This is a genomic window from Streptomyces longispororuber (assembly GCF_024448165.1).
Taxonomy (GTDB): Bacteria; Actinomycetota; Actinomycetes; order Streptomycetales; family Streptomycetaceae; genus Streptomyces; species Streptomyces longispororuber_A.
This window is the reverse complement of the sequence record NZ_JAMOLN010000005.1, coordinates 48,991-70,365: the sequence shown is the minus strand read 5'-3', so window position 1 is coordinate 70,365 and position 21,375 is coordinate 48,991. Positions and strand designations below refer to the sequence as shown.

General features: G+C 72.6%; 20 protein-coding genes. 10 read left to right on the top strand and 10 right to left on the bottom strand.

All coding sequences use genetic code 11. From position 1 onward, the window contains the following. The first annotated feature begins 101 nt into the window (after positions 1-101). Entirely contained in the window at positions 102-1,520 is a 1,419-nt protein-coding gene (locus M4J07_RS02675) for a DUF2252 domain-containing protein (protein WP_255966690.1), read from the top strand. Here M4J07_RS02675 and M4J07_RS02670 read toward each other — a convergent pair. Continuing rightward, entirely contained in the window at positions 1,512-2,348 is an 837-nt protein-coding gene (locus M4J07_RS02670; protein WP_255966688.1) for a YhjD/YihY/BrkB family envelope integrity protein, read from the bottom strand. The two genes, M4J07_RS02675 and M4J07_RS02670, sit on opposite strands and share 9 nt — an antisense overlap. 284 nt (positions 2,349-2,632) lie before the next feature. After that, a complete protein-coding gene (locus tag M4J07_RS02665; protein ID WP_255966752.1) occupies positions 2,633-3,706 on the bottom strand; it encodes a LacI family DNA-binding transcriptional regulator in 1,074 nt (357 codons plus the stop codon). A 149-nt stretch (positions 3,707-3,855) separates the two neighbouring features. Between M4J07_RS02665 and M4J07_RS02660 the strand changes: the two genes are divergently transcribed. Together M4J07_RS02660 and M4J07_RS02655 are read left to right on the top strand one after the other, a co-directional pair. Beyond that, positions 3,856-4,818, top strand: a complete 963-nt coding sequence (locus M4J07_RS02660; protein WP_255966686.1) for an ROK family protein — start codon at positions 3,856-3,858, stop codon at positions 4,816-4,818. Between the two features lie 207 nt (positions 4,819-5,025). Further along, positions 5,026-5,892, top strand: coding sequence for a class I SAM-dependent methyltransferase (locus M4J07_RS02655; protein ID WP_255966684.1), 867 nt, complete (start codon positions 5,026-5,028; stop codon positions 5,890-5,892). Between the two features lie 137 nt (positions 5,893-6,029). On the opposite strand, the gene M4J07_RS02650 is transcribed toward M4J07_RS02655, so the two are convergent. From M4J07_RS02650 to M4J07_RS02640, 3 genes are all read right to left on the bottom strand, one after another. Next, the gene (locus M4J07_RS02650) at positions 6,030-8,105 is read right to left on the bottom strand and encodes an NPCBM/NEW2 domain-containing protein (RefSeq protein ID WP_255966682.1); all 2,076 of its coding nucleotides are present in this window, start codon (positions 8,103-8,105) and stop codon (positions 6,030-6,032) included. A gap of 301 nt (positions 8,106-8,406) precedes the next feature. Further along, positions 8,407-8,631: a hypothetical protein gene (locus M4J07_RS02645; RefSeq protein WP_255966680.1), complete on the bottom strand. Its 225-nt coding sequence runs from the start codon at positions 8,629-8,631 to the stop codon at positions 8,407-8,409. A 150-nt stretch (positions 8,632-8,781) separates the two neighbouring features. After that, on the bottom strand, positions 8,782-9,210 hold the full coding sequence (locus tag M4J07_RS02640) for an STAS domain-containing protein (protein WP_255966678.1): 429 nt from the start codon (positions 9,208-9,210) through the stop codon (positions 8,782-8,784). A gap of 371 nt (positions 9,211-9,581) precedes the next feature. On the opposite strand from M4J07_RS02640, the gene M4J07_RS02635 reads away from it, so the two are divergent. From M4J07_RS02635 to M4J07_RS02625, 3 genes are all read left to right on the top strand, one after another. Then, positions 9,582-10,490: an aminoglycoside phosphotransferase family protein gene (locus tag M4J07_RS02635; RefSeq protein WP_255966676.1), complete on the top strand. Its 909-nt coding sequence runs from the start codon at positions 9,582-9,584 to the stop codon at positions 10,488-10,490. A 417-nt stretch (positions 10,491-10,907) separates the two neighbouring features. Next, on the top strand, positions 10,908-11,327 hold the full coding sequence (locus tag M4J07_RS02630; RefSeq protein ID WP_255966674.1) for an NUDIX hydrolase: 420 nt from the start codon (positions 10,908-10,910) through the stop codon (positions 11,325-11,327). A gap of 127 nt (positions 11,328-11,454) precedes the next feature. Beyond that, on the top strand, positions 11,455-12,459 hold the full coding sequence (locus M4J07_RS02625) for an NUDIX domain-containing protein (RefSeq protein WP_255966672.1): 1,005 nt from the start codon (positions 11,455-11,457) through the stop codon (positions 12,457-12,459). Between the two features lie 27 nt (positions 12,460-12,486). On the opposite strand, the gene M4J07_RS02620 is transcribed toward M4J07_RS02625, so the two are convergent. Further along, positions 12,487-13,209 carry an MBL fold metallo-hydrolase gene (locus tag M4J07_RS02620; protein WP_255966670.1) on the bottom strand — a complete coding sequence of 241 codons (723 nt, stop codon included), beginning with the start codon at positions 13,207-13,209 and terminating at the stop codon, positions 12,487-12,489. Between the two features lie 74 nt (positions 13,210-13,283). Then, positions 13,284-14,645, bottom strand: a complete 1,362-nt coding sequence (locus M4J07_RS02615; RefSeq protein ID WP_255966668.1) for a dipeptidase — start codon at positions 14,643-14,645, stop codon at positions 13,284-13,286. Between the two features lie 144 nt (positions 14,646-14,789). Between M4J07_RS02615 and M4J07_RS02610 the strand changes: the two genes are divergently transcribed. Continuing rightward, positions 14,790-16,037, top strand: coding sequence for a geranylgeranyl reductase family protein (locus M4J07_RS02610; RefSeq protein ID WP_255966667.1), 1,248 nt, complete (start codon positions 14,790-14,792; stop codon positions 16,035-16,037). Here the strand turns inward: M4J07_RS02610 and M4J07_RS02605 are convergent. After that, on the bottom strand, positions 16,027-16,485 hold the full coding sequence (locus M4J07_RS02605; RefSeq protein ID WP_255966665.1) for a nitroreductase family deazaflavin-dependent oxidoreductase: 459 nt from the start codon (positions 16,483-16,485) through the stop codon (positions 16,027-16,029). The genes M4J07_RS02610 and M4J07_RS02605 overlap by 11 nt on opposite strands. A gap of 146 nt (positions 16,486-16,631) precedes the next feature. On the opposite strand from M4J07_RS02605, the gene M4J07_RS02600 reads away from it, so the two are divergent. The 3 genes from M4J07_RS02600 (at position 16,632) to M4J07_RS02590 (ending at position 19,460) form a co-directional block, all read left to right on the top strand. Then, the gene (locus tag M4J07_RS02600) at positions 16,632-17,372 is read left to right on the top strand and encodes a TetR/AcrR family transcriptional regulator (protein WP_255966662.1); all 741 of its coding nucleotides are present in this window, start codon (positions 16,632-16,634) and stop codon (positions 17,370-17,372) included. A 166-nt stretch (positions 17,373-17,538) separates the two neighbouring features. After that, entirely contained in the window at positions 17,539-18,798 is a 1,260-nt protein-coding gene (locus M4J07_RS02595) for a sensor histidine kinase (RefSeq protein ID WP_255966660.1), read from the top strand. Further along, positions 18,795-19,460 (top strand): response regulator transcription factor, encoded by a 666-nt coding sequence (locus M4J07_RS02590; RefSeq protein WP_255966659.1) that lies wholly within the window; start codon positions 18,795-18,797, stop codon positions 19,458-19,460. Before M4J07_RS02595 ends, M4J07_RS02590 begins: the two co-directional genes overlap by 4 nt. A 7-nt stretch (positions 19,461-19,467) precedes the next feature. Here M4J07_RS02590 and M4J07_RS02585 read toward each other — a convergent pair whose 3' ends face one another. After that, positions 19,468-19,725: a DUF6332 family protein gene (locus M4J07_RS02585; RefSeq protein ID WP_255966657.1), complete on the bottom strand. Its 258-nt coding sequence runs from the start codon at positions 19,723-19,725 to the stop codon at positions 19,468-19,470. 117 nt (positions 19,726-19,842) lie between these two features. Then, positions 19,843-21,363, bottom strand: coding sequence for an MFS transporter (locus tag M4J07_RS02580; protein WP_255966656.1), 1,521 nt, complete (start codon positions 21,361-21,363; stop codon positions 19,843-19,845). Between the last annotated feature and the right edge of the window lie 12 nt (positions 21,364-21,375).

The following is a 21,375-nucleotide window of genomic DNA, read 5'->3' as shown; positions in this document are numbered from 1 at the left end:
GGCCTCACCCCTGGCAGGCGACCTCACACCGGCGGGGTGACGCCCGGACGCCGCCGCCGCGCTGCCATGCACCCAGCACTCCGCGCCGGAAGGGAGCGGCCATGACCGAGACCACGCACCACCACCGAACGCCCCAGGAGCGGGCGGCCAGGGGACGCGCCGCCCGCGCCGGCGTCCCGCGCTCCGCCCACGCCGAGTTCGCGCCCCCCGCGGACCGGCCCGACCCGGTCGACGTACTGGAGGACCAGTCGGCGACCCGGCTCACCGAGCTGGTGCCGATCCGCTACGGGCGGATGCTCGAATCCCCGTTCCGGTTCTACCGGGGCGCGGCCGCGATCATGGCGGGCGATCTGGCCGGCACCCCGGACAGCGGACTGCGGGCCCAACTGTGCGGCGACGCGCACATGTTGAACTTCCGGCTGCTCGCCTCGCCGGAGCGGCACCTGATGTTCGACGTGAACGACTTCGACGAGACCCTGCCGGGCCCCTGGGAGTGGGACGTCAAACGGCTCGCGGCCAGCCTGGCGATCGCCGGGCGCGGCAACGGGTTCCGCACGTCGGAGCGGGCGGCCGTGGTGAGCGGCACCGTCCGCGCGTACCGCCGGTGGATGGCGCGGTTCGCCCGGATGCGCACGCTCGACGTCTGGCACGCGCGGATCGACGCGGACGACCTGTACCGGCTGCTCTCCGCCCGGCTCGACACGAAGGTGCGGCGGCGGGTGACGCGCACCATGGGCAAGGCCCGCACCCGCGACCACCTTCAGGCGCTTGGGAAGCTCGCCCACGTCGTGGACGGCACCCTGCGCATCGCCGCCGACCCGCCCCTGATCTCTCCGCTGGACACCCTGATGCCGGGCGTCGAGCGCAAGCAACTGGAGGACCAGCTGCGGGACCTGATCGAGCGGTACGCCCGCACGCTGCCCGCCGACCGGCGGACGCTGCTCGCCCAGTACCGGGTCGTCGACATGGCGCGCAAGGTCGTCGGGGTGGGCAGCGTCGGCACCCGCTGCTGGATCGTCCTGCTGCTCGGCAGGGACGACGCCGACCCGCTGCTGCTGCAGGCGAAGGAGGCCCAGGAGTCGGTGCTCGCGCGGTACGCGGGCCGGGCCGAGCACAGCAACCAGGGGGAGCGGGTGGTCGCCGGACAGCGGCTGATGCAGGCGACCAGTGACATGTTCCTCGGCTGGGAGCGCACCGAGGGGCTCGACGGACGCCAACGTGATTTCTACGTACGCCAGTTGAGGGACTGGAAGGCGATCCCGCAGGCCGATCTGATGACCCCGGAGGTGATGCGCCTGTTCGGGCGGGTCTGCGGCGCGTCCCTGGCCCGCTCCCACGCACGCTCCGGCGACCGGATCGCCATCGCCGCCTACCTGGGCCGCGCCGACACCTTCGACCGGGCCCTCGTCCGCTTCGCGGAGGCGTACGCCGACCAGAACGAGCGGGACCGCGCGGCGCTGGCCGCCGCGGTGAAGTCGGGCCGGGTGAGCGCCGCGCAGGCGGAGCCGCCGTCACGGTGACGCCGGGTCCGCCCCGCCGAGCCGGCGCCGCAGGAACTCCTCCTGGGCGAGCGTGCGGCCGACGGCGATGCCGAACACGACGATGGTGAAGTACACGATGAGCCAGGACAGCACGGTGAACACCGGACCCAGCGCCCCGTACCGCTCCACGCTCATCCGCAGCGTCCGCGGCAGCCAGAGACCGGACACCGCGGAGAACACGACTCCGCCCACACCGGTCAGCACGGCGCCCGGCAGCAGCGGCAGCCACCGAACGCGGCCGACGAGCAGCAGGTGCTGGGTCCACCACCACAGCAGCACCGCGCCGGCCGTCTGCAGCGGGATGCCCAGGACGGCTCCGGCACCGAACGCCTGGTGCAGGGCGCCCTGCACCACCAGCACCACGATCCACACGAGCAGCCACGCGGCCCATCGCCACGCCACCAGCCGTACGGCGGACCGCGGCAGGTCCCAGGCGCGCTCGCACAGCCGCTGCAGCGCGCGGGTGAAGGCGGTGGCGGACAGCAGGGCGACCAGCACGCCCACCGCGCCCCAGCTGTGCAGGACGGTGTCCTCGCCGCCGGTCATCGCCTCGGCCTGGGCCACCACCGGCCCGACCGAACCGATCAACGAGCGCAGCGAGCGCAGCAGTTCACGCCGGACCGCGTCGGGGAAGAACGACGCCACGGCGATGAGCATCGGCAGCGCCGCCAGGAACGCCTGGGCGGCGAGCCGTGTCGCCATGTCGAGGATGCTGACGTGGGCCAGCTGGCGGAGGGCCCGCCCGGTCAGCGGCCCCAGGACCCCGGCGATCGCCATGACGCGGACCTCCCCGGCCAGGCACGGCATGAGGTCCCCACCCTCACCCACCCGGCCACGGCCCACGTCCCCCACGACGGGTGACGGAGGCGTCCGGCTCCTGACCGCGACTAGGGCCTGTCTCCCAGATCCCTCCTGCCCCGCGACGCCTGGCACGCGCTCTCGCCGCACCGGGCGCAAGGCCAAGTACATCCAGTACGAGGCCTTGAGCCCGGCCCTCCCCCAGCCTTCGGCCGGGGGGACCCCCTGAGAGCACGCACCAGACGCCGCGGGGCCCGCCCTTCGGGCGGACGGAGGGATCTGGGAGACAGGCCCTAGTCGGCCGGCGGCAGTTCCCCGGAGCCGCGGCGGATGAGCCGGGTCGGCAGTTCGATCCGCTCGGGCAGCAGCGTCACCCCGTCCAGCTGCCGGAACAGCCGCTCCGCCGCCGTGCGGCCCAGCTGCGCGGCGTCCTGCGCGACCACGGTCACCCCGGGCCGCAGCAGATCGCCCAGCTCGATGTCGTCGAAGCCCACCAGGGCGACGCTCCGGTCGACCTCGGACAGCACGCGGACCACGGTCACCGTCACCCGGTTGTTGCCCGCGAAGATCGCCGTGACCGGGTCGGGGCCCTGCAGCATCTCCTCGGCCGCCCGCCGCACCCGCTCGGGATCGGTGACGCCCAGCGACATCCAGTGGTCCTCGACCGGTATCCCGGCGTCCTCCATCGCCGCGCGGTAGCCGCGCAGTCGCTCGGCCGCCGTGTGGATGCGCGGCTGGTCGCCGATGAAGCCGATCCGGCGGTGACCGCCCGCGATGAGGTGCGCGACACCGTCCCGCGCGCCGCCGAAGCTGTCGGACAGCACGACGTCCGCGTCGATCTTCCCGGCGGGCCGGTCCACGAAGACCGTCGCTACACCGGCGGCGATCTCCGGCTCCAGGTACCGGTGGTCGTCACCGGCCGGAATCACCACCAGACCGTCGACCCGGCGCGCGCACAGCGCGAGCACCAACTCCTGCTCGCGGTCCGGGTCCTCGGCGCTGGAGCCGTTGATGAGCAGCGCGCCGTGCGCCCGCGCGACCTCCTCGACGGCCCGGCTGAGCGGTCCGTAGAAGGGGTCCGCCAGATCCTCCAGGACCAGACCGATGCTCGCCGTACGTCCCTTGCGCAGCACCCGCGCGCTGTCGTTGCGCCGGAAGCCCAGGGCGGCGATCGCCTCCTGGACGCGCCGCTCGGTGTCCGGCGTGACCCCCGGCTCGCCGTTGACGACGCGGGAGACCGTCTTCAGGCCGACCCCGGCGCGTGCGGCGACGTCCTTCATCGTCGGGCGGTTGCCGTAGCGGTTCTCGGAGCGGCGGGCGGTGCGGTCCACTATGCGATGTCCTGTCCTGTCGTCGTCAGGGTTCATCATGCTGTACCGGCATGTGGCGTCGAGCATAGGGCCTGGACAACGTTGTCAGATGCGGGAGAGACTGTCCATCACTCTCTGCTCTTTTCTAGAGTTGCCCTCTCCGACCTGCCTTTTCCCGACCCGTTTCTCCAGGGGATCTGACACTGATGCACATGGACCTCGTCGCCGCGCTCGACATCGGCGGCACCAAGATCGCCGGCGCCCTGGTGGACGACCGGGGCCGCATCCTGCTGCGGGCGCAGCGCCCGACCCCCGCCCAGGAGGACGGCGACACGGTGATGGGCGCGGTGCAGGAGGTGCTGACCGAGCTCGCGGCCTCCCCGCTGTGGGCCGACGCGCGCGCCGTGGGCATCGGCAGCGCCGGCCCGGTGGACCGCTCGGCGGGCACGGTCAGCCCGGTCAACGTGCCCGGCTGGCGCGACTTCCCGCTGGTCTCGAGGGTCCGCTCGGTGGCCGGCGGCCTGCCGGTCGAGCTCATCGGCGACGGGGTGGCGATGACGGCGGCGGAGCACTGGCAGGGCGCGGCCCGCGGCCATGACAACGCGCTGTGCATGGTGGTGTCGACCGGCGTCGGCGGCGGTCTGATCCTAGGCGGCCAACTGCACCCCGGCCCCACCGGCAACGCGGGACACATCGGCCACATCAGCGTCGACCTCGACGGCGACCTCTGCCCCTGTGGCGCCCGCGGCTGCGTCGAGCGCATCGCGAGCGGTCCGAACATCGCGCGCCGCGCCCTCGCCGACGGCTGGCGCCCGGGCCCGGACGGCGACGAGTCCGCCGCCGCGGTCGCCCGCGCGGCCCGCGCGGGCGACAAGGCGGCCGTCGCCTCCTTCGAGCGTGCCGCCCAGGCGCTGGCGGCCGGCATCGCGGCCACGGCGACCCTCGTCGAGATCGACATCGCGGTGATCGGCGGGGGAGTGGCGAAGGCCGGCGACGTCCTCTTCACGCCACTGCGCCGCGCGCTGCGCGACTACGCCACCCTCTCGTTCGTCCAGCGCCTCACGGTGGCCCCCGCGTCGACCGGCACGGACGCGGGTCTCGTGGGCGCGGCGGCCGCCGCGTTGCGCACCGGCTCCGCCCTGGACGCGGCGCACCCGCAGGCCGTCTGACACGGCGTCGAGCGGCTCACGGAGCCGTCTGGTTCACCTGCGATCTGCCCGGAAGTCATACGCGATTTCCGGGCATCGCGGGCTTCTCCCGCAATGCTTGAAGTGTGGACTGTTGTTCCCCTACTGTCCCAGGAACACAGCGCCCCCACAGCGTTCCCCCACGTGCACGCCGTTACGTCGTCCTCTACATGTGAGGGTCACCGAACCATGCGAGCGCTACTCACCAGCAAAGCCGCCCGGCGCGCCCTGCGCCCCGTCGCCGATCTCATCGACCAGCGCATCGAGCGCCGGGTCGGTCCCCTGAGCAACCGGCAGCGTCCCCTGGAACTCCTGCTCGACGGCACCGGCCGCGGCCCGTCCCGGCTGCCCGCCCAGGTCCATCTCGACCGTCTCGTCGAGGAGTTGGGGCGCGTCACCGGCGACCCGGCCGGCGCCGAGCGCAACGTCGCCCAGGCGTTCCGGCTCCTCATGGCGCTGGAGGCGCTCGGCGTGGGCCGGATCGCCGGCGGCACCATGAACATCTGCGGCAAGCTCTCCGCGGTCCCGCTCCTCGACCCGCCGAACGACGACGTCCTGGAGATCGGCACCCTGTACGGGATGTTCGGCGCGGCCCTGATCCGGATGCTGGAGCGGGCGGGACGCGACCCGCGCCTGACGATCGTCGATCCGCTCGCCGGACTGCAGCTGCAACCGGGGACCACCGAGGGCGCCGACCCGACGGGCGCCCCGGTGCGGGGCGCCGCGGTGCGCACCAACCTGGCCCTCGCGGGGGCGGCGGGCGCCGCGGCCCGGATCCAGCAGGGCTTCTCCGGAGACGCCGAGGTCCGCGCCGCGGTCGCCGACCGCGCCTACGGAGTGATCATCGTCGACGGCGACCACTCCGCACCGGGCGTCGCCGCGGATCTGGCGTGGGCCGAGGAGATCGTGGCGCCCGGCGGCATCGTCGTGCTCGACGACTTCGGACACCCCAAGTGGCCGGGCATCAGGGAGGCGTACGAGAAGCACATGACCGGCGCGACCCGGCTGACGTTCCTCGGTCAGGTCGCCAACTCCGGCTATCTGCGCGCGAGGTGACGCGGCGCGCTGCGGGGAACGCGCCGGGGTCCGGCCCGTTCCCCGCAGGGCAGGGTTCTCGCCGAGTCAGGACTCAGTGACTCAGTGACTCAGTGAATCAGTGACTCGGCGGCTCAGCGGCTCAGTGAATCGGCGACTCAGCAGCTCAGCTGGGCGTCCGCCCAGTCCGCGTGGTCGGAGTCGATCCCGTCACCGCCGTCGGTGACGACGAGGCGGACCATCTGAGCGCCCGTCACATCAGCCGAAAGGTCCTGCGCGGCATCGGCGTTGGTGAGCACACCGGTCGAGGCCACCTTCGCGCCGTCGGCCCAGATCTCGAAGGCGACCGTGCCCTTCGTGTCCTTCTCGTCGTCGACCCCGACCTTCGCGGTGACCCGCTCGCACGCCCGGGCCGTGTAGTAGTCGACGGAGCTCTGGGCGTGTACGCCGAGTCCCTTGGCGTACACCACCGAGTCGATCGTGATCGGGTTCCCGTCGCCCGCCGCGCTCTCGCCGTTGCTGGTGTCGCGCTCGACCGGCCCCCAGCCGTTGGTGGTCGCCAGCCACGGGAGATCGCTCAGCGCGGACGTGCCGGTGGGCGGCGCCGTCGCCACATGGGTCGTCACTGGGACCGTGGTCGTGACCCGGGTGCCCTGCGGCGAGCGGTAGGACGCGCGCAGGGTGAGATCGTACGAGCCGGTGGCGGTGCCCGCGGGGACGGTCACCCGCCACGGCGTCGCGAAGGACTTGCCGCTCGGCACCGCCGGTGCGCTCGTCGGTCCGGCCGCCGCGACCTTCCAGTCCGCTCCGGACGGTCCGGTCAGTGACACGGAGACGTCGCGGGCCGCGTTGCGGCCCAGGTTCGCGAACGTGCTGGAGACCTTCGCGGATCCGCCCGGCTCCATGAACACGCCGTCACCCAGGCCGAGTTCGGCCGCCGGCGGGTAGGACGCCCACTTCGGGTCGGCCGACACCCGCAGCAGCACGGTGCCGTGCGCGGGGACGGTCGCGGCGAGGGTGCCCGCCGAGTTGTAGTTCTTGTGCTGCCACAGGTCGCGGGCCACGTACGCGTCGGCCGCGGGCAGTCCCACCGCCCGCGCGGTCGTCGCGATGCGCTGCGCCGACCCCGTCTCGTTGAACAGGGCGACGGCGCGGCTGCCGTCCTTCATCTCCTTCGACACGACCCAGCGGCCGCCCTCCGACGACACCACGGCACCCTGCTTGCCCAGCGGGTCCTGGTCGACGGCGATCACGTCGTGGTTGGAGAGGATCTCGTACGTCTCGTCGGACGCGGTCCGCAGGTCCGTGCCGATGAGCAGCGGCGACGCCATGATCGACCACATCGAGAAGTGGGTGCGGTACTCGGTGGCCGTCATGCCGCCGTTGCCCACCTCCAGCATGTCCGGGTCGTTCCAGTGGCCGGGTCCGGCGTACTGGTCGAGCGGCAGGTTCTGCTTCATCAGGGACAGCATCGAACCCCAGCTGTCGCTGATGTCACCGGTGGTGCGCCACAGGTGGCCGACGTCGGCGGCCCACTCCCACGGCTTGTTCGAGCCCCACTCGCAGATGCTGTAGACGATGGGGCGGCCGGTGGCGCGCAGGGCGTCGCGCATCGTCGTGTAGCGCTGCTTGGCGTCCACGCCCTGGTTGTTGCAGTTGTCGTACTTGAGGTAGTCGACGCCCCAGTCCGCGAACTGCTGGGCGTCGCTGTACTCGTGACCGAGCGCGCCGGGGAACCCGATGTCGCTGCACGTCTTCGTCCCGGCGCTGGTGTAGATGCCGAGCTTCAGCCCCTTGGAGTGCACGTAGTCGGCGACCGCCTTGATCCCGCCCGGGAACCGGACCGGGTCGGGCACCAGCTTGCCGTTCGCGTCACGGTCCGGCAGCGCCCAGCAGTCGTCCAGGTTCACGTACTGGTAGCCGGCCTCCTTGAGGCCCTTCTCCACGAAGATGTCGGCGATGCCCTTGACCATGGCTTCGTCGAAGTCGGCGCGACAGTGCGTGGAGTTCCAGTTGTTGAAGCCCATCGGCGGGGTCAGGGCGAGACCGTCGTCGAGGGCGGGGGACGGGTCGGCCGGTGCGGCGGCAGAGGCGGGTGGCGCGGCCGCGGGGGCGGCGGCCGCGGAACCGGCGGGCAGTGCCGCGAGGCCGCCGGTGCAGAGCACCCCGACGGCCAGCGCTCCGACGACTCTTCGCCGGACCGTGGCGTCCTTGCGGATGGGGAGACGACGCATCGTCACATTCCTCCGTACTTCCAAGAGATTGGATCACGGCATGTACGTGTCAGTCGTGCGCGTTGACGTTAGGCCGTGTTGAAGTCTGTTGGAAGAGGTCGGAAGGAAGGCGGCGGCAGATGTGCGAAATCTCGTCAAAGCCCTTGACGCATCGGCAAGTTGGCGGTGAAGCCTCAATCGCGCGTTCGGTTGTGTTGGGTTGCGCTGCAAGGGGGCGATCGAACCCGGTCGCCGCTCGGCAGCTCCGCCGAACGGCGCCTCCTCACCGGACATCGGATGTCCCGCCGGAACGCGCCGCGGGTCATTCCTTGACGCGGTGCAGCTGGATCTGTCGGTTGACGAAGAGGTGGACGAAGCCGCAGCGCCAGCAGATCAGGCCCGTGGCGGTCTCGTCCGCCCAGGCCAGGTTGAAGAACTCCCCGCCGGTGCTGTTCAGCTTCACGCCGCGCTCGCGGAAGAGGTCGCCCTTGCACACCTGGCAGCTGATCCACATGTCACCCACGGAAGCCCGCACTGCCTTGGCCATGGCCCCTCCTCGATTGCACCGGATCGTCCGACAGTGCAGTGACCATGCCCCGGACCGACCGAAGTCGATCACGAATTGAGCAAGACCTGAGCAATGAGGATCGAGGCGAGCACCGGTACCCGGTGGCCCGCAGCCGGGGGCCGTATGTGATCAGCCGGCCTCAGGTGCCAGTGCCGCCGCCAGCGTCGGTACCGGTGTCAGTGTGTCGGTGAGCCCGGCCAGCCCGATGATGCGCAGGGTGAGGCGGTGGGGGCAGACCACCGTGACCCGGCCGCCGTGCTCGGCGGCCCGGCGGTTCGCCCGGACCAGCAGCGTGAGGCCCGAGCAGTCGAAGAACGTGGTGGCGGTCAGATCGATCACGACGACGCGGTAGGGCCCCGCCGCCACGGTCTCGACCAGCGCCGCCATCCGGTGCAGCGCCAACAGATCTATCTCGCCGCCGAGTTCGACGACGGCGCAGTCCTCGACCGTCCGCACCACGGGTGCGGGCGCACCGTCTTCGACCCCGGAGAGGTCGGCGAACCGCTCGTGATCGCCGAAGTCGTCGGAGAGGTAGTCCTGCTGGTTGCCCTGTCGCATCGGTCCCCCCGGGCCGAAGCACCGGCCGGCTCCGGAGGGGAGTCGGGCGTGCTGCGTTGCGTCTCGGTGTGCGAACGAATCGGGAGGTCACCGGGGGCTGGGGCGCCTGAGCGGTCACCGTACCGGGAGTGACCGTGTCACGTCGTGCCGTAACGATTCCCGACGAGGGTGCATCACTTGATGGAGTGAATTGGCCGCAAGGGGCTTGACGCGTCAAGGGTGCGTACGTGCGGGAAATCGGTCGACAGGCGGCGCGCGAAGCGCTGAGATGGATCGAGGCCCCTCCCTCCCCACCCGTGCCGCCTTCGCCGCATGCTCCGCGTTCCCTTCGTCCCTTCCGTCCCTCTCATGTCCTTGCAGGAGCAGTCGACTTGACCACAGCGCGTGACCTCGACGTCCGACCCGTCATCGACACCGCGCTCGTCCGGCGACTCGTCGACACCCAGTGCCCGCAGTGGGCGCGGCTCCCGCTCACCGTGCTCGACGAGGCCGGTTCGGACCACGTCATCCACCGGCTCGGGGACGAACTGTCGGTGCGGCTGCCCCGCTTCACCGGCGCCGCGGGACAGGCGGAGAAGGAAGCGGCCTGGCTCCCGCGGCTCGCCCCGGACCTGCCGCTCGCCGTCCCCGTGCCCGTCGCGGTGGGCCGGCCCGCGCTCGGCTACCCCTGGCCGTGGGCGGTTACCCGCTGGCTGGACGGTGAGGTGGCGACCGTGCGGGACCTCGGCGACTCGACGCGGGCCGCCCGTGAACTCGCCGGATTCCTCCGGGCGTTGCAGGCGATCGGTCCCGACGGGGCGGGCAGCGGTGACGGACCCGGATCCCCGCCCGTCCGGGACGGCGTGGGGCTCGCCGCCCGCGACGCGGCGACCAGGGAAGCCATCGGCCGGACCGCCGGCGTCTTCGACGCGCCCGCGATGACCGCCCTGTGGGACCGGGCGCTGTCCGCCCCGGCCCGGCAGGAGCCCCCTGTCTGGTGCCACGGCGACTTCCACACCGGCAATCTGCTCACCGTCGGCGGCCGGCTCTCCGCCGTCATCGACTTCGGCGGATGCGGCCTCGGTGACCCCGCCGTCGACCTGATGGCGGCCTTCACCCTGCTGTCGCCGGTCCCCAGGACCGCCTTCCGCGCCGCGCTGGACGTGGACGACGCGACCTGGCTGCGCGGGCGCGGCTGGGCCCTGTGCACCGGACTCAACGCCTACACGGCGTACGCGGCCACCAGCCCGCGGATCGCCGCGCAGACCACCCGGCAGATCCGCGCCGCGCTGGCCGGCTGAGGACTGACCCGGGCGACGGAGGGTCGCGAGCGCACACCCCGTGTGCGCACATCGCACCCCGTGTGAATCGGATGCCGTCACCTCGCCCGCACACACGCTTCTGCGCTCCGCGCGGCTGCGCTTGACTGCTCACACGGGAACAGCGGGAGGCCGCAAAGAGGCCGGTCGTGGACCGTCGGGCAGCGGTCCGTGCCCCGGCTCACCGGTCCTCCCGCGGTCGCCTCCGGGATCCCCCCGATGCCCGGAGCCGGACGGGTGGTGCCGAGAACCCCGCATCCACCCGGCACGGAGAGCCCGCCTGTCGTGACCTTCCTCGGGCGGCAGGCGGGCGCCGCCCCCTCGCACCGAACGCCTCGGCGGCGATCGTTAGAGTGCCCCGAACCATCGGCCGATGGCTGAATCGGAGAGGGGAACTCCATGACCGCTCGGTCACGGACCCGGGTGTCCGCGTACGCGCTGGCCCGCCGGGACGACCATGTGCTGCTCGCCCGGCTCTCGGACGCCTCGCCGGTGTTCGCGCCGGGGCTGTGGCATCTGCCGGGCGGCGGGATCGACCACGGCGAACAGCCGGTGGAGGCCCTCGCCCGTGAACTGTACGAGGAGACGGGCCTGCGGCTCGTCGACGCCCGCCTGGTCGACAGCCGCGCGTACACCGTCGAACGAGGCGGTGTGCACTGGCACTTGATCGCCCTGTTCTACGCCGTGGAGCTGAAGGGCGACCTGCCCGAGGTCGTCGAGGTGGCGGGCTCGACCGAGGCGGTGGAGTGGATCCCGCTGGCCGAACTCGACGACGCGATGCTGTCCCCGGCCGCGGTGGACGGCCTGCGCCGGATGTGACCGGATCTGATCCGCGACCCCCTCCACGGGCGACGCCCGGACCACGGAACCGGCTCCTCATCAGGGCCTGGTTTCCGTGGCGGGGTGTTGCGGGCAAGCCTCAGGAGGCCGACGAAGAGGGGGAGCCGTGATCGTCTGGGTCAACGGGGCGTCCCGTGCGGGCAAGACCACCGCCGCGCGGGAGCTGATCGACCTGATCCCCCACTGCACGCTCTTCGACCCCGAGGTCATCGACGGCGAGCTGGAGCGGCTGCTGCCGCCCAAGCGGCTCGCCGAGGTGAGCGACCACCAGGACCTGCCGATCTGGCGACGCCTCGTCGTCGACACCGCCGCCGCGCTCCTCGCCGAGCTCGGCGGGGTGCTCGTGGTGCCGATGGGACTGCTGCGCCAGGAGTACCGGGACGAGATCTTCGGGGGTCTCGCCGCCCGGCGGATTCCCGTGTGCCATGTGCTCCTTGCTCCAGGGGAAACGATCCTGCGCGACCGTGATCCGGGAGGCGAGGCGCCCGCGGACATCGAGCCCTACCGTGCCGCACTCGACGGCTGGCTCGCCGCCGACGCCTATCCCGTCGACAACGGAGCCCTGACTCCGCACGAGACCGCTGTCCGGATAGCCGCCGCCGTCCGGGCCGGGGACGCGCCCCTGTGCGACATCGTGCAGACGCCCGAGCCGACTGCCGAGACCGTCGCCGCGGGCGTGCTGCTCTTCGACGAGGAGGGGCGGGTGCTGCTCGTCGACCCGACGTACAAGCCCGGCTGGGAGTTCCCCGGCGGTGTCGTGGAGCCCGGCGAGGCCCCCGCGCGTGCCGGGGTGCGCGAGGTCGCCGAGGAGACCGGCATACAACTCACCGACGTGCCGCGGCTGTTGGTCGTCGACTGGGAGCCGCCCGTGGCGCCCCGCTACGGGGGCCTGCGGCTGCTCTTCGACGGCGGCCGCCTCGACAGCGGCACGGCCAGCCGAGTGGTGCTCCCGGGACCGGAACTGAGGGGCTGGCGGTTCGTCACCGAGGCCGAGGCGGCCGGGCTGCTGCCGCCGGTCCGCTTCGAGCGCCTGCGCTGGGCCCTGCGTGCCCGGGAGCGCGGCGCCGCGCACTACCTGGAGGCCGGAGTGCCGGTCGACCAGTTCAGCTAGTTCAGCTGGTTCTGCCAGTTCACTGGTTCAGGCTGCCGCCGCCCGCAGCGCCGCCGCCGATCCGCCCACCACCGGGCCGCCGTGCCCGAAGCACGCCACGTCGCTGTCCAGGGCGGCGAGCCGGCGGAACGAGGCGAGCGCCTGCTCCCGGTCCAGGTTGAACACGCCGAGGATCACCTGCCCGTCCACCGGCGACACCGCCACGGCGTCCCCCGTGAACAGCACGCCGTGGTCGGGGAGATGGAGCGCGATCGACCCGTCGGTGTGCCCGGGCGCGCCGACCACGTGCGCGCCACCGCCGAGGTCGAGGACGTCGCCGTCCGTCAACTCCCGCACGGGCGAAGGGAATTCGGGATGCTCCGGGGTGGGCGGGAGCTGTGCGAGGGCCTGCGCGTGGATCGGGCGCTCCCAGTCCTCGAAGACCGGGCCGGGGCCCTGCTTCTCGCCCCGCACGAAAGGGGCGTCGAGCCGGTGTGCGTACACTTCGGCACCGCTCAGCCGCGCGAACTCCCCGGCGCCGCCCGCGTGGTCCTCGTGGAAGTGGGTCAGCACGATCCGCCGCACGTCCTGCGGGGCGTGCCCCCAGTCCCGTACGGCCTCCGCGATCGGCTGCCCCGCCCCGGGCGCGCCCGCGTCGATCAGGGTCAACTCGTCGCCGTCGCGCCACAGATAGGCCTGCCCCACCGGGAAGCGCAGCATCCGGAGGCGGGGTGTGACGTCGATGATGTCCGTGGGTGCGTAGGTCGTCATGCCCGCGACCGTACGAGGGTCGCGGGCATGACGTCGTACGTCTTGGCCCAGAGCAGATTCGCCCCGGACCGCGGTCAGTTGGCGGCCGCGTACTTCTGCAGGAACAGCGCCTCGGCGACCGAGAGGCGCTCCAGCTCCTCGGGCGAGACGCTCTCGTTCACCGCGTGGATCTGCGCCTCCGGCTCGCTCAGGCCGATGAGGAGGATCTCCGCGTCGGGGTAGAGCGACGCGAGCGTGTTGCACAGCGGGATCGAGCCGCCCTGGCCCGCGTACTGCATCTCCTGGCCGTCGTAGGCCTCCGCCATCGCGTCCGCCAGCGCGGCGTAGGCGGGGCTCGCGGTGTTCGCGCGGAACGGCTGGCCCTGGCCGACCTGCTCGACCTTGACGCGGGCGCCCCACGGCGTGTGCGCCTCGATGTGCGCCATGAGCAGCTTCGTGGCCTCGGCGGCATCCGTGCCCGGCGGCACCCGCAGGCTCACCAGGGCACGCGCCCCGGCCTGCACGGACGGCGTCGCGCCCACGACCGGCGGGCAGTCGATACCGAGCACGGTCACGGCGGGCCGCGCCCAGATGCGGTCGGCGACCGTGCCCGAGCCGATCAGGCCGACACCGTCGACGACCTTCGCGTCCTTGCGGAACGCCTCCTCGTCGTACTGCAGCCCGTCCCAGGACGCGGCGGAGTCGAGCCCGTCGACCGTCGTCGAACCGTCCTCGGCGCGCAGCGAGTCCAGGACGCGGACCAGGGCGGCCAGCGCGTCGGGGGCCGCCCCGCCGAACTGACCGGAGTGCAGATTGCCTTCCAGGGTGTCGATCTGGACCCGGACCAGCGTCATCCCGCGCAGCGTCGCGGTCGCCGTCGGCAGGCCCACGCGGAAGTTGCCCGCGTCGCCGATCACGATCGTGTCGGCCTTCAAAAGGTCGGGGTGCTGCTCCGCGTACCGCTCCAGGCCGCCGGTGCCCATCTCCTCCGACCCCTCGGCGATGACCTTCACGCCGACCGGCACACCGCCGTTCGCCTTCAGCGCGCGGATCGCCAGCAGGTGCAGCAGGACGCCGCCCTTGCAGTCGGCCGCGCCGCGCCCGTACCAGCGGCCGTCCTCGCGCTCCGTCAGCTCGAACGGGGGCGTCACCCACGCCTCCTCGTCCAGCGGCGGCTGCACGTCGTAGTGCGCGTACAGCAGCACCGTCGGCGCGCCGGCGGGACCGGGCAGGTAGCCGTACACGGACTGCGTGCCGTCCGGGGTGTCGAGCAGGGCGACGTCCTGGAAGCCCTCGGCGCGCAGCGCGTCGGCGACCCAGTTGGCGGCGCCCTCGCTCTCGCTCTTCGGGTACTGCTCGAAGTCCGCCACCGATGTGAAGGCCACCAGCTCGGCCAGCTCCGCCTTGGCGCGGGGCAGCAGGGAGGCGACGGTTCCGGCGATCGGATGCGGCGACATGGGCACGCTCCTCGTGGGTGCGACGTTGTGCAGGGTGTGCTGATGATCCTCCCACAGAGGGTCGCGGCACGGCCCGCCGTAGGATGCCTGGGAAAGGTGCGGCAGGCATCCTCCAAGAGCGCGATTCGGGAGCGGCAGACCATCGTGAGCAGCGAGAACTCGGCGGGCGGCAACGAAGTGAGCGACGAGCGGCCCGGCAGCGTGTGGGACGTCGTCGTGGTGGGCGCCGGTCCCGCCGGGGCGTCCGCGGCGTACGCGGCAGCCGTCGCCGGGCGTCGGGTGCTGCTCCTGGAGAAGGCGGAGTTGCCCCGGTACAAGACGTGCGGCGGCGGCATCATCGGCCCGTCCCGGGACGCGCTGCCGCCGGGCTTTGAGCTGCCGTTCAAGGACCGGATCAACGCGGTGACGTTCTCCCTGAACGGCAAGTACGCCAGGACCCGGCGCTCGCGCAGCATGCTCTTCGGGCTCATCAACCGGCCGGAGTTCGACGCGCAGCTCGTCGAGCACGCCCAGAAGGCGGGCGCCGAACTGCGCACCGGGGTCACGGTCTCGCGCGTCGAGCAGCACGGTTCCGCCGTCCCCGACCGGCGCACGGTCGCGGTGGTCCTGCAGGACGGCGAGACGATCCTGGCGCGGGCCGTGGTCGGCGCCGACGGCAGTGCCAGCCGGATAGGAGCGCACGTCGGGGTCAAGCTCGACCAGGTCGACCTGGGCCTGGAGGCGGAGATCCCGGTTCCGCAGACCGTCGCGGACGACTGGCGCGGCCGGGTCCTCATCGACTGGGGCCCCATCCCCGGCAGTTACGGCTGGGTCTTCCCGAAGGACGACACCCTGACGGTGGGCGTCATCTCGGCCCGGGGCGAAGGGGCCGCCACCAAGCGGTACTTGGAGGACTTCATCGGCCGGCTCGGGCTCGCCGGGTTCGAACCGTCGGTCTCGTCCGGACACCTGACGCGCTGCCGCGCCGACGACTCACCGCTCTCCCGCGGCCGCGTCCTGGTCTGCGGCGACGCGGCCGGTCTGCTGGAGCCGTGGACCCGGGAGGGCATCTCGTTCGCGCTGAGGTCCGGGCGGCTCGCGGGGGAGTGGGCGGTGCGCGTCGCCGAGTCGCACGACGCGGTGGACGCCCGCCGGCAGGCGCTGAACTACGCGTTCGCCATCAAGGCCGGGCTCGGCGTCGAGATGGCCGTCGGCAAGCGGATGCTGACCGTCTTCGAGCGCAAGCCGGGCCTGCTGCACACGGCGATCACCGGCTTCCGGCCCGCGTGGAACGCGTTCGCGAAGATCACCCGGGGTTCGTCGTCCCTCGGGGAGCTGGTGCGGACGCATCCGATGGCGGGGCGCGCGCTGTCGCGGTTCGACCGCCAGGGGGACGACGCCGTCAGCTCTTGAGCGTCACGCGGAAGACCGGGTGGTCGGGGGCGATGCGGCGCAGCTCCTCGTCGGAGGAGTCGGGGCCGACGCCGTTGAAGAACACGCCCACCTCGGCCTTCCAGCGCTTGAGGTAGGCGCGGAGCAGGGCCGGCTTGTCGTCGTCCTGGATCTCGGTGGCGGTGAACTCGTCGACGCGCTTGCCGAGGCGCAGTTCCCCGCCGCCCGCGGCCCGCATGTTGTGCGTCCACTGCACGTGCCCGCGGGGCGCGACGATGTACTGCTCCCCGGACACCGTGAGGAGATTGACCGGGGTGGTGCGCCAGGCGCCGCTCTTGCGGCCGCGGACGGCCAGCACCCGGGAGCCCCAGACGCTGAGGCCCCGGCGGGTCAGCCAGGCCACCGAACGGTTCAGCACGTTGACGGTGAACCAGCCGGGCTTCTGCACGTGCGGGGTCGACGCGGACATCGTGTCCTCCAGGAAATGGTGAGCAGTGCTCTCGCTTGAGAGCAGTCTGCACCCGATGGGTGATCCATAGCAAGAGCGCTGCTCTCTTTTTTGTTCGCCGCTCCTGAATGTGTGCACCGATCCTCTCTCGTGGGACACTGACCCGCATGAGTACGAGCCGCAGCACGCGACCCAGCGCCGTGCAAGGAGCCCGCGCCCGTGCGCGACAGGAGATCACCGTCGCCATCAAGGACGAGGCACGCAGACAGCTGGCCGACGACGGCGCGGCCAAGCTCTCGCTGCGCGCCGTCGCCCGCGAACTCGGCATGGTCTCCTCGGCCCTGTACCGCTATTTCCCCAGCCGCGACGACCTGCTGACCGCGCTCATCATCGACGCGTACGACTCGCTCGGCGAGGCCGCCGAGCGCGCGGACGCCGACCGGACCGCGACCGCCCCGCCGCCCTCACCCGTCGAGCGCTGGGTCACGGTGTGCGAGGCGGTCCGCGCATGGGCCCTGGCGCACCCCCACGAGTACGCCCTCATCTACGGCTCGCCGGTGCCCGGCTACACCGCGCCGACGACCACGGTCCCGGCCGCCGCCCGCGTCGGCCTGCTGCTCATCGGCATCGTCCGGGACGCGCACGGGACGCGCGGCCTCGCCCTGACGCCGCTGCCCGACGCGCTGCGCGCCGAGGCCGGACGGATCGCCGCCGACATCGCGTCCGATCTGCCGCTCGAGGTGGTGGCCGCGCTCGTCGCCGCGTGGGCCCAGCTGTTCGGACTCGTCGGCTTCGAGGTGTTCGGTCAGTTCAACCGGGTCGTCGAGGACCGGGCCGCCTTCTTCGCGTACGCCGCGACCGGACTCGCCCACACGGTCGGCCTGCTGCCGGCTCCTCCCGCGAAGTGACGCCCGGCCCCGAACCGGCGAACGACCGGCGCGGTCACGGGGCTAACCCCCGTACGGGACGCCGGGCACCGGGGCGTCCCGTACTCGCCCGTACTCCACGGGGAGTACGGGTGATCACCTCGCCCGGCTGACGCTCACGAGGGCCCGTGGCCCTTAGCGTGGCGGCATGGACGAGCAGCGAGTGCGGGGCGGCCCCCCATGGACGCGGCAGGGGCCGCCGTGGTGGAGCCAGGGGCCCGCGTGGTGGAACCGGGGCGGTGACAGCCGCTGGCCGTGGCGGTCGACGGTGCTGGTCACCGCGTTCGTGCTGCTCGGCTCGAACTTCGCCGCGCACGGTCAGGACGAACGCGCCGCCCTCGACGTCTTCGCCCGGCTGCTGCTGCTCGCCGGCGGCGCGCTGCTGCTCTGGCGCAAGCGGTACCCGGTGGCCGTCGCGTACGGGACGGCGCTGTGCGCGACGGTGTACCTGGGCGCCGGATACCCGTACGGGCCGGTGTTCATCACCGTGGCCCTGGGCTGCTTCGCGGCGATCCTCGCCGGCCGCCGGTGGGCCGCGTGGGGGGCCGTCGGGCTCTTCTGGGTCGGGCACGTCGTCATCTCGCACTGGCTCTACCGGTACCTGCCGCCGTCGGGCGACGGCCCGGCGGCCTGGGGACAGGAGGGGTTCGTCGCGGCGTGGGTGCTCGCCGTCGTCGCGATCGCCGAGCTGGCCCGGGTGCGGCGCGAGCAGTGGGAGCAGGCGCGCGCCGAGCGGGAGCGGGCCGCCAGGCGGCGGGCCGACGAGGAGCGGCTGCGCATCGCCAGGGAACTGCACGACGTGCTGGCGCACTCCATCTCCGTCATCAACGTGCAGGCGGGCGTCGGCCTCGCGCTGCTCGACTCCGACCCGGAGCAGGCGCGGACGGCACTGACCACGATCAAGGCCGCCAGCAAGGAGGCGCTGGGCGAGGTGCGGCAGGTGCTGGACACCCTGCGGGCGCCCGGGGACGCGCCGCGCGCCCCGGCGCCCGGTCTCGACCGGCTGCCGGAGCTCGTCGAGCAGGCGTCGGGGGCCGGCCTCACCGTCGACGTGACGACGGACGGGGAGCGGGTGGACCTGCCGCCGGGCGCCGACCTCGCCGCGTTCCGCATCGTGCAGGAGGCGCTCACGAACGTCGTACGGCACTCCGGGTCGCGCGCGGCGCGGGTCCTGCTGCGCTACGGGAAGGGCCTGCTGACCGTCACCGTGGACGACGACGGACCCGCGAGCCGGACCGAGGCAGGCGGCAGCGGCAACGGACTCGCGGGAATGCGGGAGCGCGCCGCCGCGCTCGGTGGCACGATCGAGGCGGGCCCGCGCCCCGACGGCGGCTTCCGGGTCGTCGCCGAACTGCCGCTCACCGCCCGGGCGGCAGCGCCCGCACCGTCTCCGGAGGACCCCCGTTGATCCGCGTACTGCTCGCCGACGACCAGTCGCTCGTCCGCGCCGGGTTCAAGGCGCTCCTCGACGCACAGTCCGACATCGAGGTCGTGGGCGAGGCCGCGGACGGCGAGGAGGCAGTGCGCCTGGTGCGCGAACTGCGGCCCGACGTCGTCCTGATGGACATCCGGATGCCGCTCCTGGACGGACTCGCGGCGACCCGCAGGATCGGCGAGGAGCCCGACCTGGCGGAGGTGAAGGTGGTCATGCTGACCACCTTCGAGCTCGACGAGTACGTCTTCGAGGCGATCCGCTCCGGTGCCTCGGGCTTCCTGGTCAAGGACACCGAGCCGGACGAACTGCTGCGCGCCGTCCGCGCGGTGGTGCACGGCGACGCGCTCCTCTCGCCGGGGGTGACCCGGCGCCTGATCGGGGAGTTCGCGGCGCGTTCCAAGGAGCCCGCGGCCGCCGCGTCGCTGTCCCGGCTGACCGAGCGGGAGCGCGAGGTGATGGCGCTCGTCGGCATCGGGCTGTCCAACGAGGAGATCGCCCGCCGCCTCGTCGTCAGCCCGCTCACCGCGAAGACCCACGTGAGCCGCACGATGGTGAAGCTGGGCGCCCGCGACCGGGCGCAACTGGTCGTCCTGGCCTACGAGTCGGGCCTGGTGCGGCCCGGCTGGCTCGGCTGAGCCGGCCCTAGTCGGACGACCCGCGCCGCCCGAACTGCCAGAGCACCTGTGCCGTCCGCGCGACGAACAGCACGGCCGCCGTGCTGCCCGCCGCCACGAGCAGCGCCCTGCTCGCCGTGTCCGACATCGTTCCGGCCAGTACCGGCAGGGCGATCAGTGCGAACGCGCCACCGGCGAGCAGCGTCGCGGTGAAGAGCGCGAAGCCGATCTCGACGGTCATCGCGTCCCGTTCGGCCTGTGTCCTGCGTGTCGGCGTCGTGGTCATGGCGGCCCCCGTGGCTGTCGTTCGGTCGTGCGGACGATTCTCGCAAACGCGGGCCCCGTGGGCGACGTGGTTCGACACGTCGTCCACGGGGCCCGTCCCCCGAACCGCGGTGCCGGATCAGTCCCGCACCGCGACCCGCTCCTCGTCGGCCTCCGTCTGCACCGACTTCACGACGACGATCGTGTCCTGGGTGCGGGGCGTGCGCAGACCGGTGAGGGTGATCAGCAGGCCCGCCAGGGCGACCGCCGTGACGACGACGAGCCCGGGCCGGAAGCTGTCAAGGACCGCCTGCGGCGAGGCGTCCGCCGGGGCGCCCGCGGTCACCACGGCCGTCACGACGGCGAGGAAGATGGCGCCGCCGACCTGCACGGACGTGTTGAGCAGGCCCGAGACCATGCCCTGCTCGTCGTCGTGCACGCCGTTCGTGGCCTGGATGTTGAGCGAGGGGAAGACCAGGGCGCAGGCCCCGCCGATGAGCAGCATCGTGGGCAGGATGACGGCCGCGTAGACCGGATCGAGGTTGATGCGGAGGAAGAGCGCGTAGCCGACGACCATCAGCGTGAAGCCGGCGGCGATCACCCGGGGCGTGCCGAAGCGGTCCACGATCGCGCCGACCTTCGTCGACGACAGCGCCACGAGCGCGCCCGCCGGAAGGAAGGCGAGCGCCATGCTCAGCGCCGACCAGCCGAGCAGCGACTGGAGGTAGAGCGTCGCCAGGAACTGGAAGCTGACGTACGAGCCGAAGAAGGTCATCGCGCCGAGCTGGGCGCGGATCTGGGACCCGGAGCGCAGGACGCCGAGCCGGATCAGCGGGCCGGGCGAGCGGCGCTCGATGCGGACGAAGACGACGAGCAGGACGGCGACGGCCAGGAAGGAGAGCAGGGTGCGGGCCGAGCCCCAGCCGGCCTCCGGTGCCTGGACCACGGTGAAGACGAGGAGCAGCATCGACAGGGTGCCGGTGACGGCGCCGGGGATGTCGTAGCCGCGGTGGTTCTCCTCCTTGGCGCTGTGCGGGATCAGCTTGAGGCCGAGCAGCAGTGCGATCACCGCGATGGGCGCGGGCAGCAGCATCGTCAGGCGCCAGCTCGCCTCCGTCAGCAGGCCGGAGAGGACGAGGCCCATGGAGAAGCCGGTGGCGGCGCAGGTGGTGTAGATGGACAGGGCGCGGTTGCGGACCGGGCCCTCGGCGAACGTGGTCGTGATGATGGACAGGCCCGCGGGCGCGGTGAACGCGGCGCTCAGCCCCTTGATGAAGCGGCTCGCGATGAGCAGCGGACCGGAGTCGACGAGCCCGCCGAGCAGCGAGGCGAGGGCGAAGACGCCGAGCGCGATGAGGAAGACGCGGCGCCGGCCGAGCAGGTCGGCCGCGCGGCCGCCGAGGAGCAGCAGCCCGCCGTAGCCGAGGATGTAGCCGCTGACGACCCATTGCAGGGTCGAGGTCGACAGGCCGAGTTCCGAGCCGATCGACGGCAGGGCGACGCCGACCATCGACACGTCGAGCGCGTCGAGGAACATCGCGGCGCAGAGCACGAGCAGGGTTCCCCACAGGCGGGGGGACCAGTGCTCGTGGTGCGGTGCGGACTGCTCCTGCGCGGACTGCTCCGGGGACGTCGGAGCGTTGGTGAGCGGAGAGGTCATGCGGAGCAGATT

Bases quoted from the DNA above. Each gene is read 5' to 3' on its own strand.
- M4J07_RS02675 (WP_255966690.1), top strand. From the start codon at position 102: ATGACCGAGACCACGCACCACCACCGAACGCCCCAGGAGCGGGCGGCC.
- M4J07_RS02670 (WP_255966688.1), bottom strand. From the start codon at position 2,348: ATGCCGTGCCTGGCCGGGGAGGTCCGCGTCATGGCGATCGCCGGGGTC.
- M4J07_RS02665 (WP_255966752.1), bottom strand. From the start codon at position 3,706: ATGAACCCTGACGACGACAGGACAGGACATCGCATAGTGGACCGCACC.
- M4J07_RS02660 (WP_255966686.1), top strand. From the start codon at position 3,856: ATGCACATGGACCTCGTCGCCGCGCTCGACATCGGCGGCACCAAGATC.
- M4J07_RS02655 (WP_255966684.1), top strand. From the start codon at position 5,026: ATGCGAGCGCTACTCACCAGCAAAGCCGCCCGGCGCGCCCTGCGCCCC.
- M4J07_RS02650 (WP_255966682.1), bottom strand. From the start codon at position 8,105: ATGCGTCGTCTCCCCATCCGCAAGGACGCCACGGTCCGGCGAAGAGTC.
- M4J07_RS02645 (WP_255966680.1), bottom strand. From the start codon at position 8,631: ATGGCCAAGGCAGTGCGGGCTTCCGTGGGTGACATGTGGATCAGCTGC.
- M4J07_RS02640 (WP_255966678.1), bottom strand. From the start codon at position 9,210: ATGCGACAGGGCAACCAGCAGGACTACCTCTCCGACGACTTCGGCGAT.
- M4J07_RS02630 (WP_255966674.1), top strand. From the start codon at position 10,908: ATGACCGCTCGGTCACGGACCCGGGTGTCCGCGTACGCGCTGGCCCGC.
- M4J07_RS02620 (WP_255966670.1), bottom strand. From the start codon at position 13,209: ATGACGACCTACGCACCCACGGACATCATCGACGTCACACCCCGCCTC.
- M4J07_RS02615 (WP_255966668.1), bottom strand. From the start codon at position 14,645: ATGTCGCCGCATCCGATCGCCGGAACCGTCGCCTCCCTGCTGCCCCGC.
- M4J07_RS02605 (WP_255966665.1), bottom strand. From the start codon at position 16,485: ATGTCCGCGTCGACCCCGCACGTGCAGAAGCCCGGCTGGTTCACCGTC.
- M4J07_RS02600 (WP_255966662.1), top strand. From the start codon at position 16,632: ATGAGTACGAGCCGCAGCACGCGACCCAGCGCCGTGCAAGGAGCCCGC.
- M4J07_RS02595 (WP_255966660.1), top strand. From the start codon at position 17,539: ATGGACGAGCAGCGAGTGCGGGGCGGCCCCCCATGGACGCGGCAGGGG.
- M4J07_RS02585 (WP_255966657.1), bottom strand. From the start codon at position 19,725: ATGACCACGACGCCGACACGCAGGACACAGGCCGAACGGGACGCGATG.
- M4J07_RS02580 (WP_255966656.1), bottom strand. From the start codon at position 21,363: ATGACCTCTCCGCTCACCAACGCTCCGACGTCCCCGGAGCAGTCCGCG.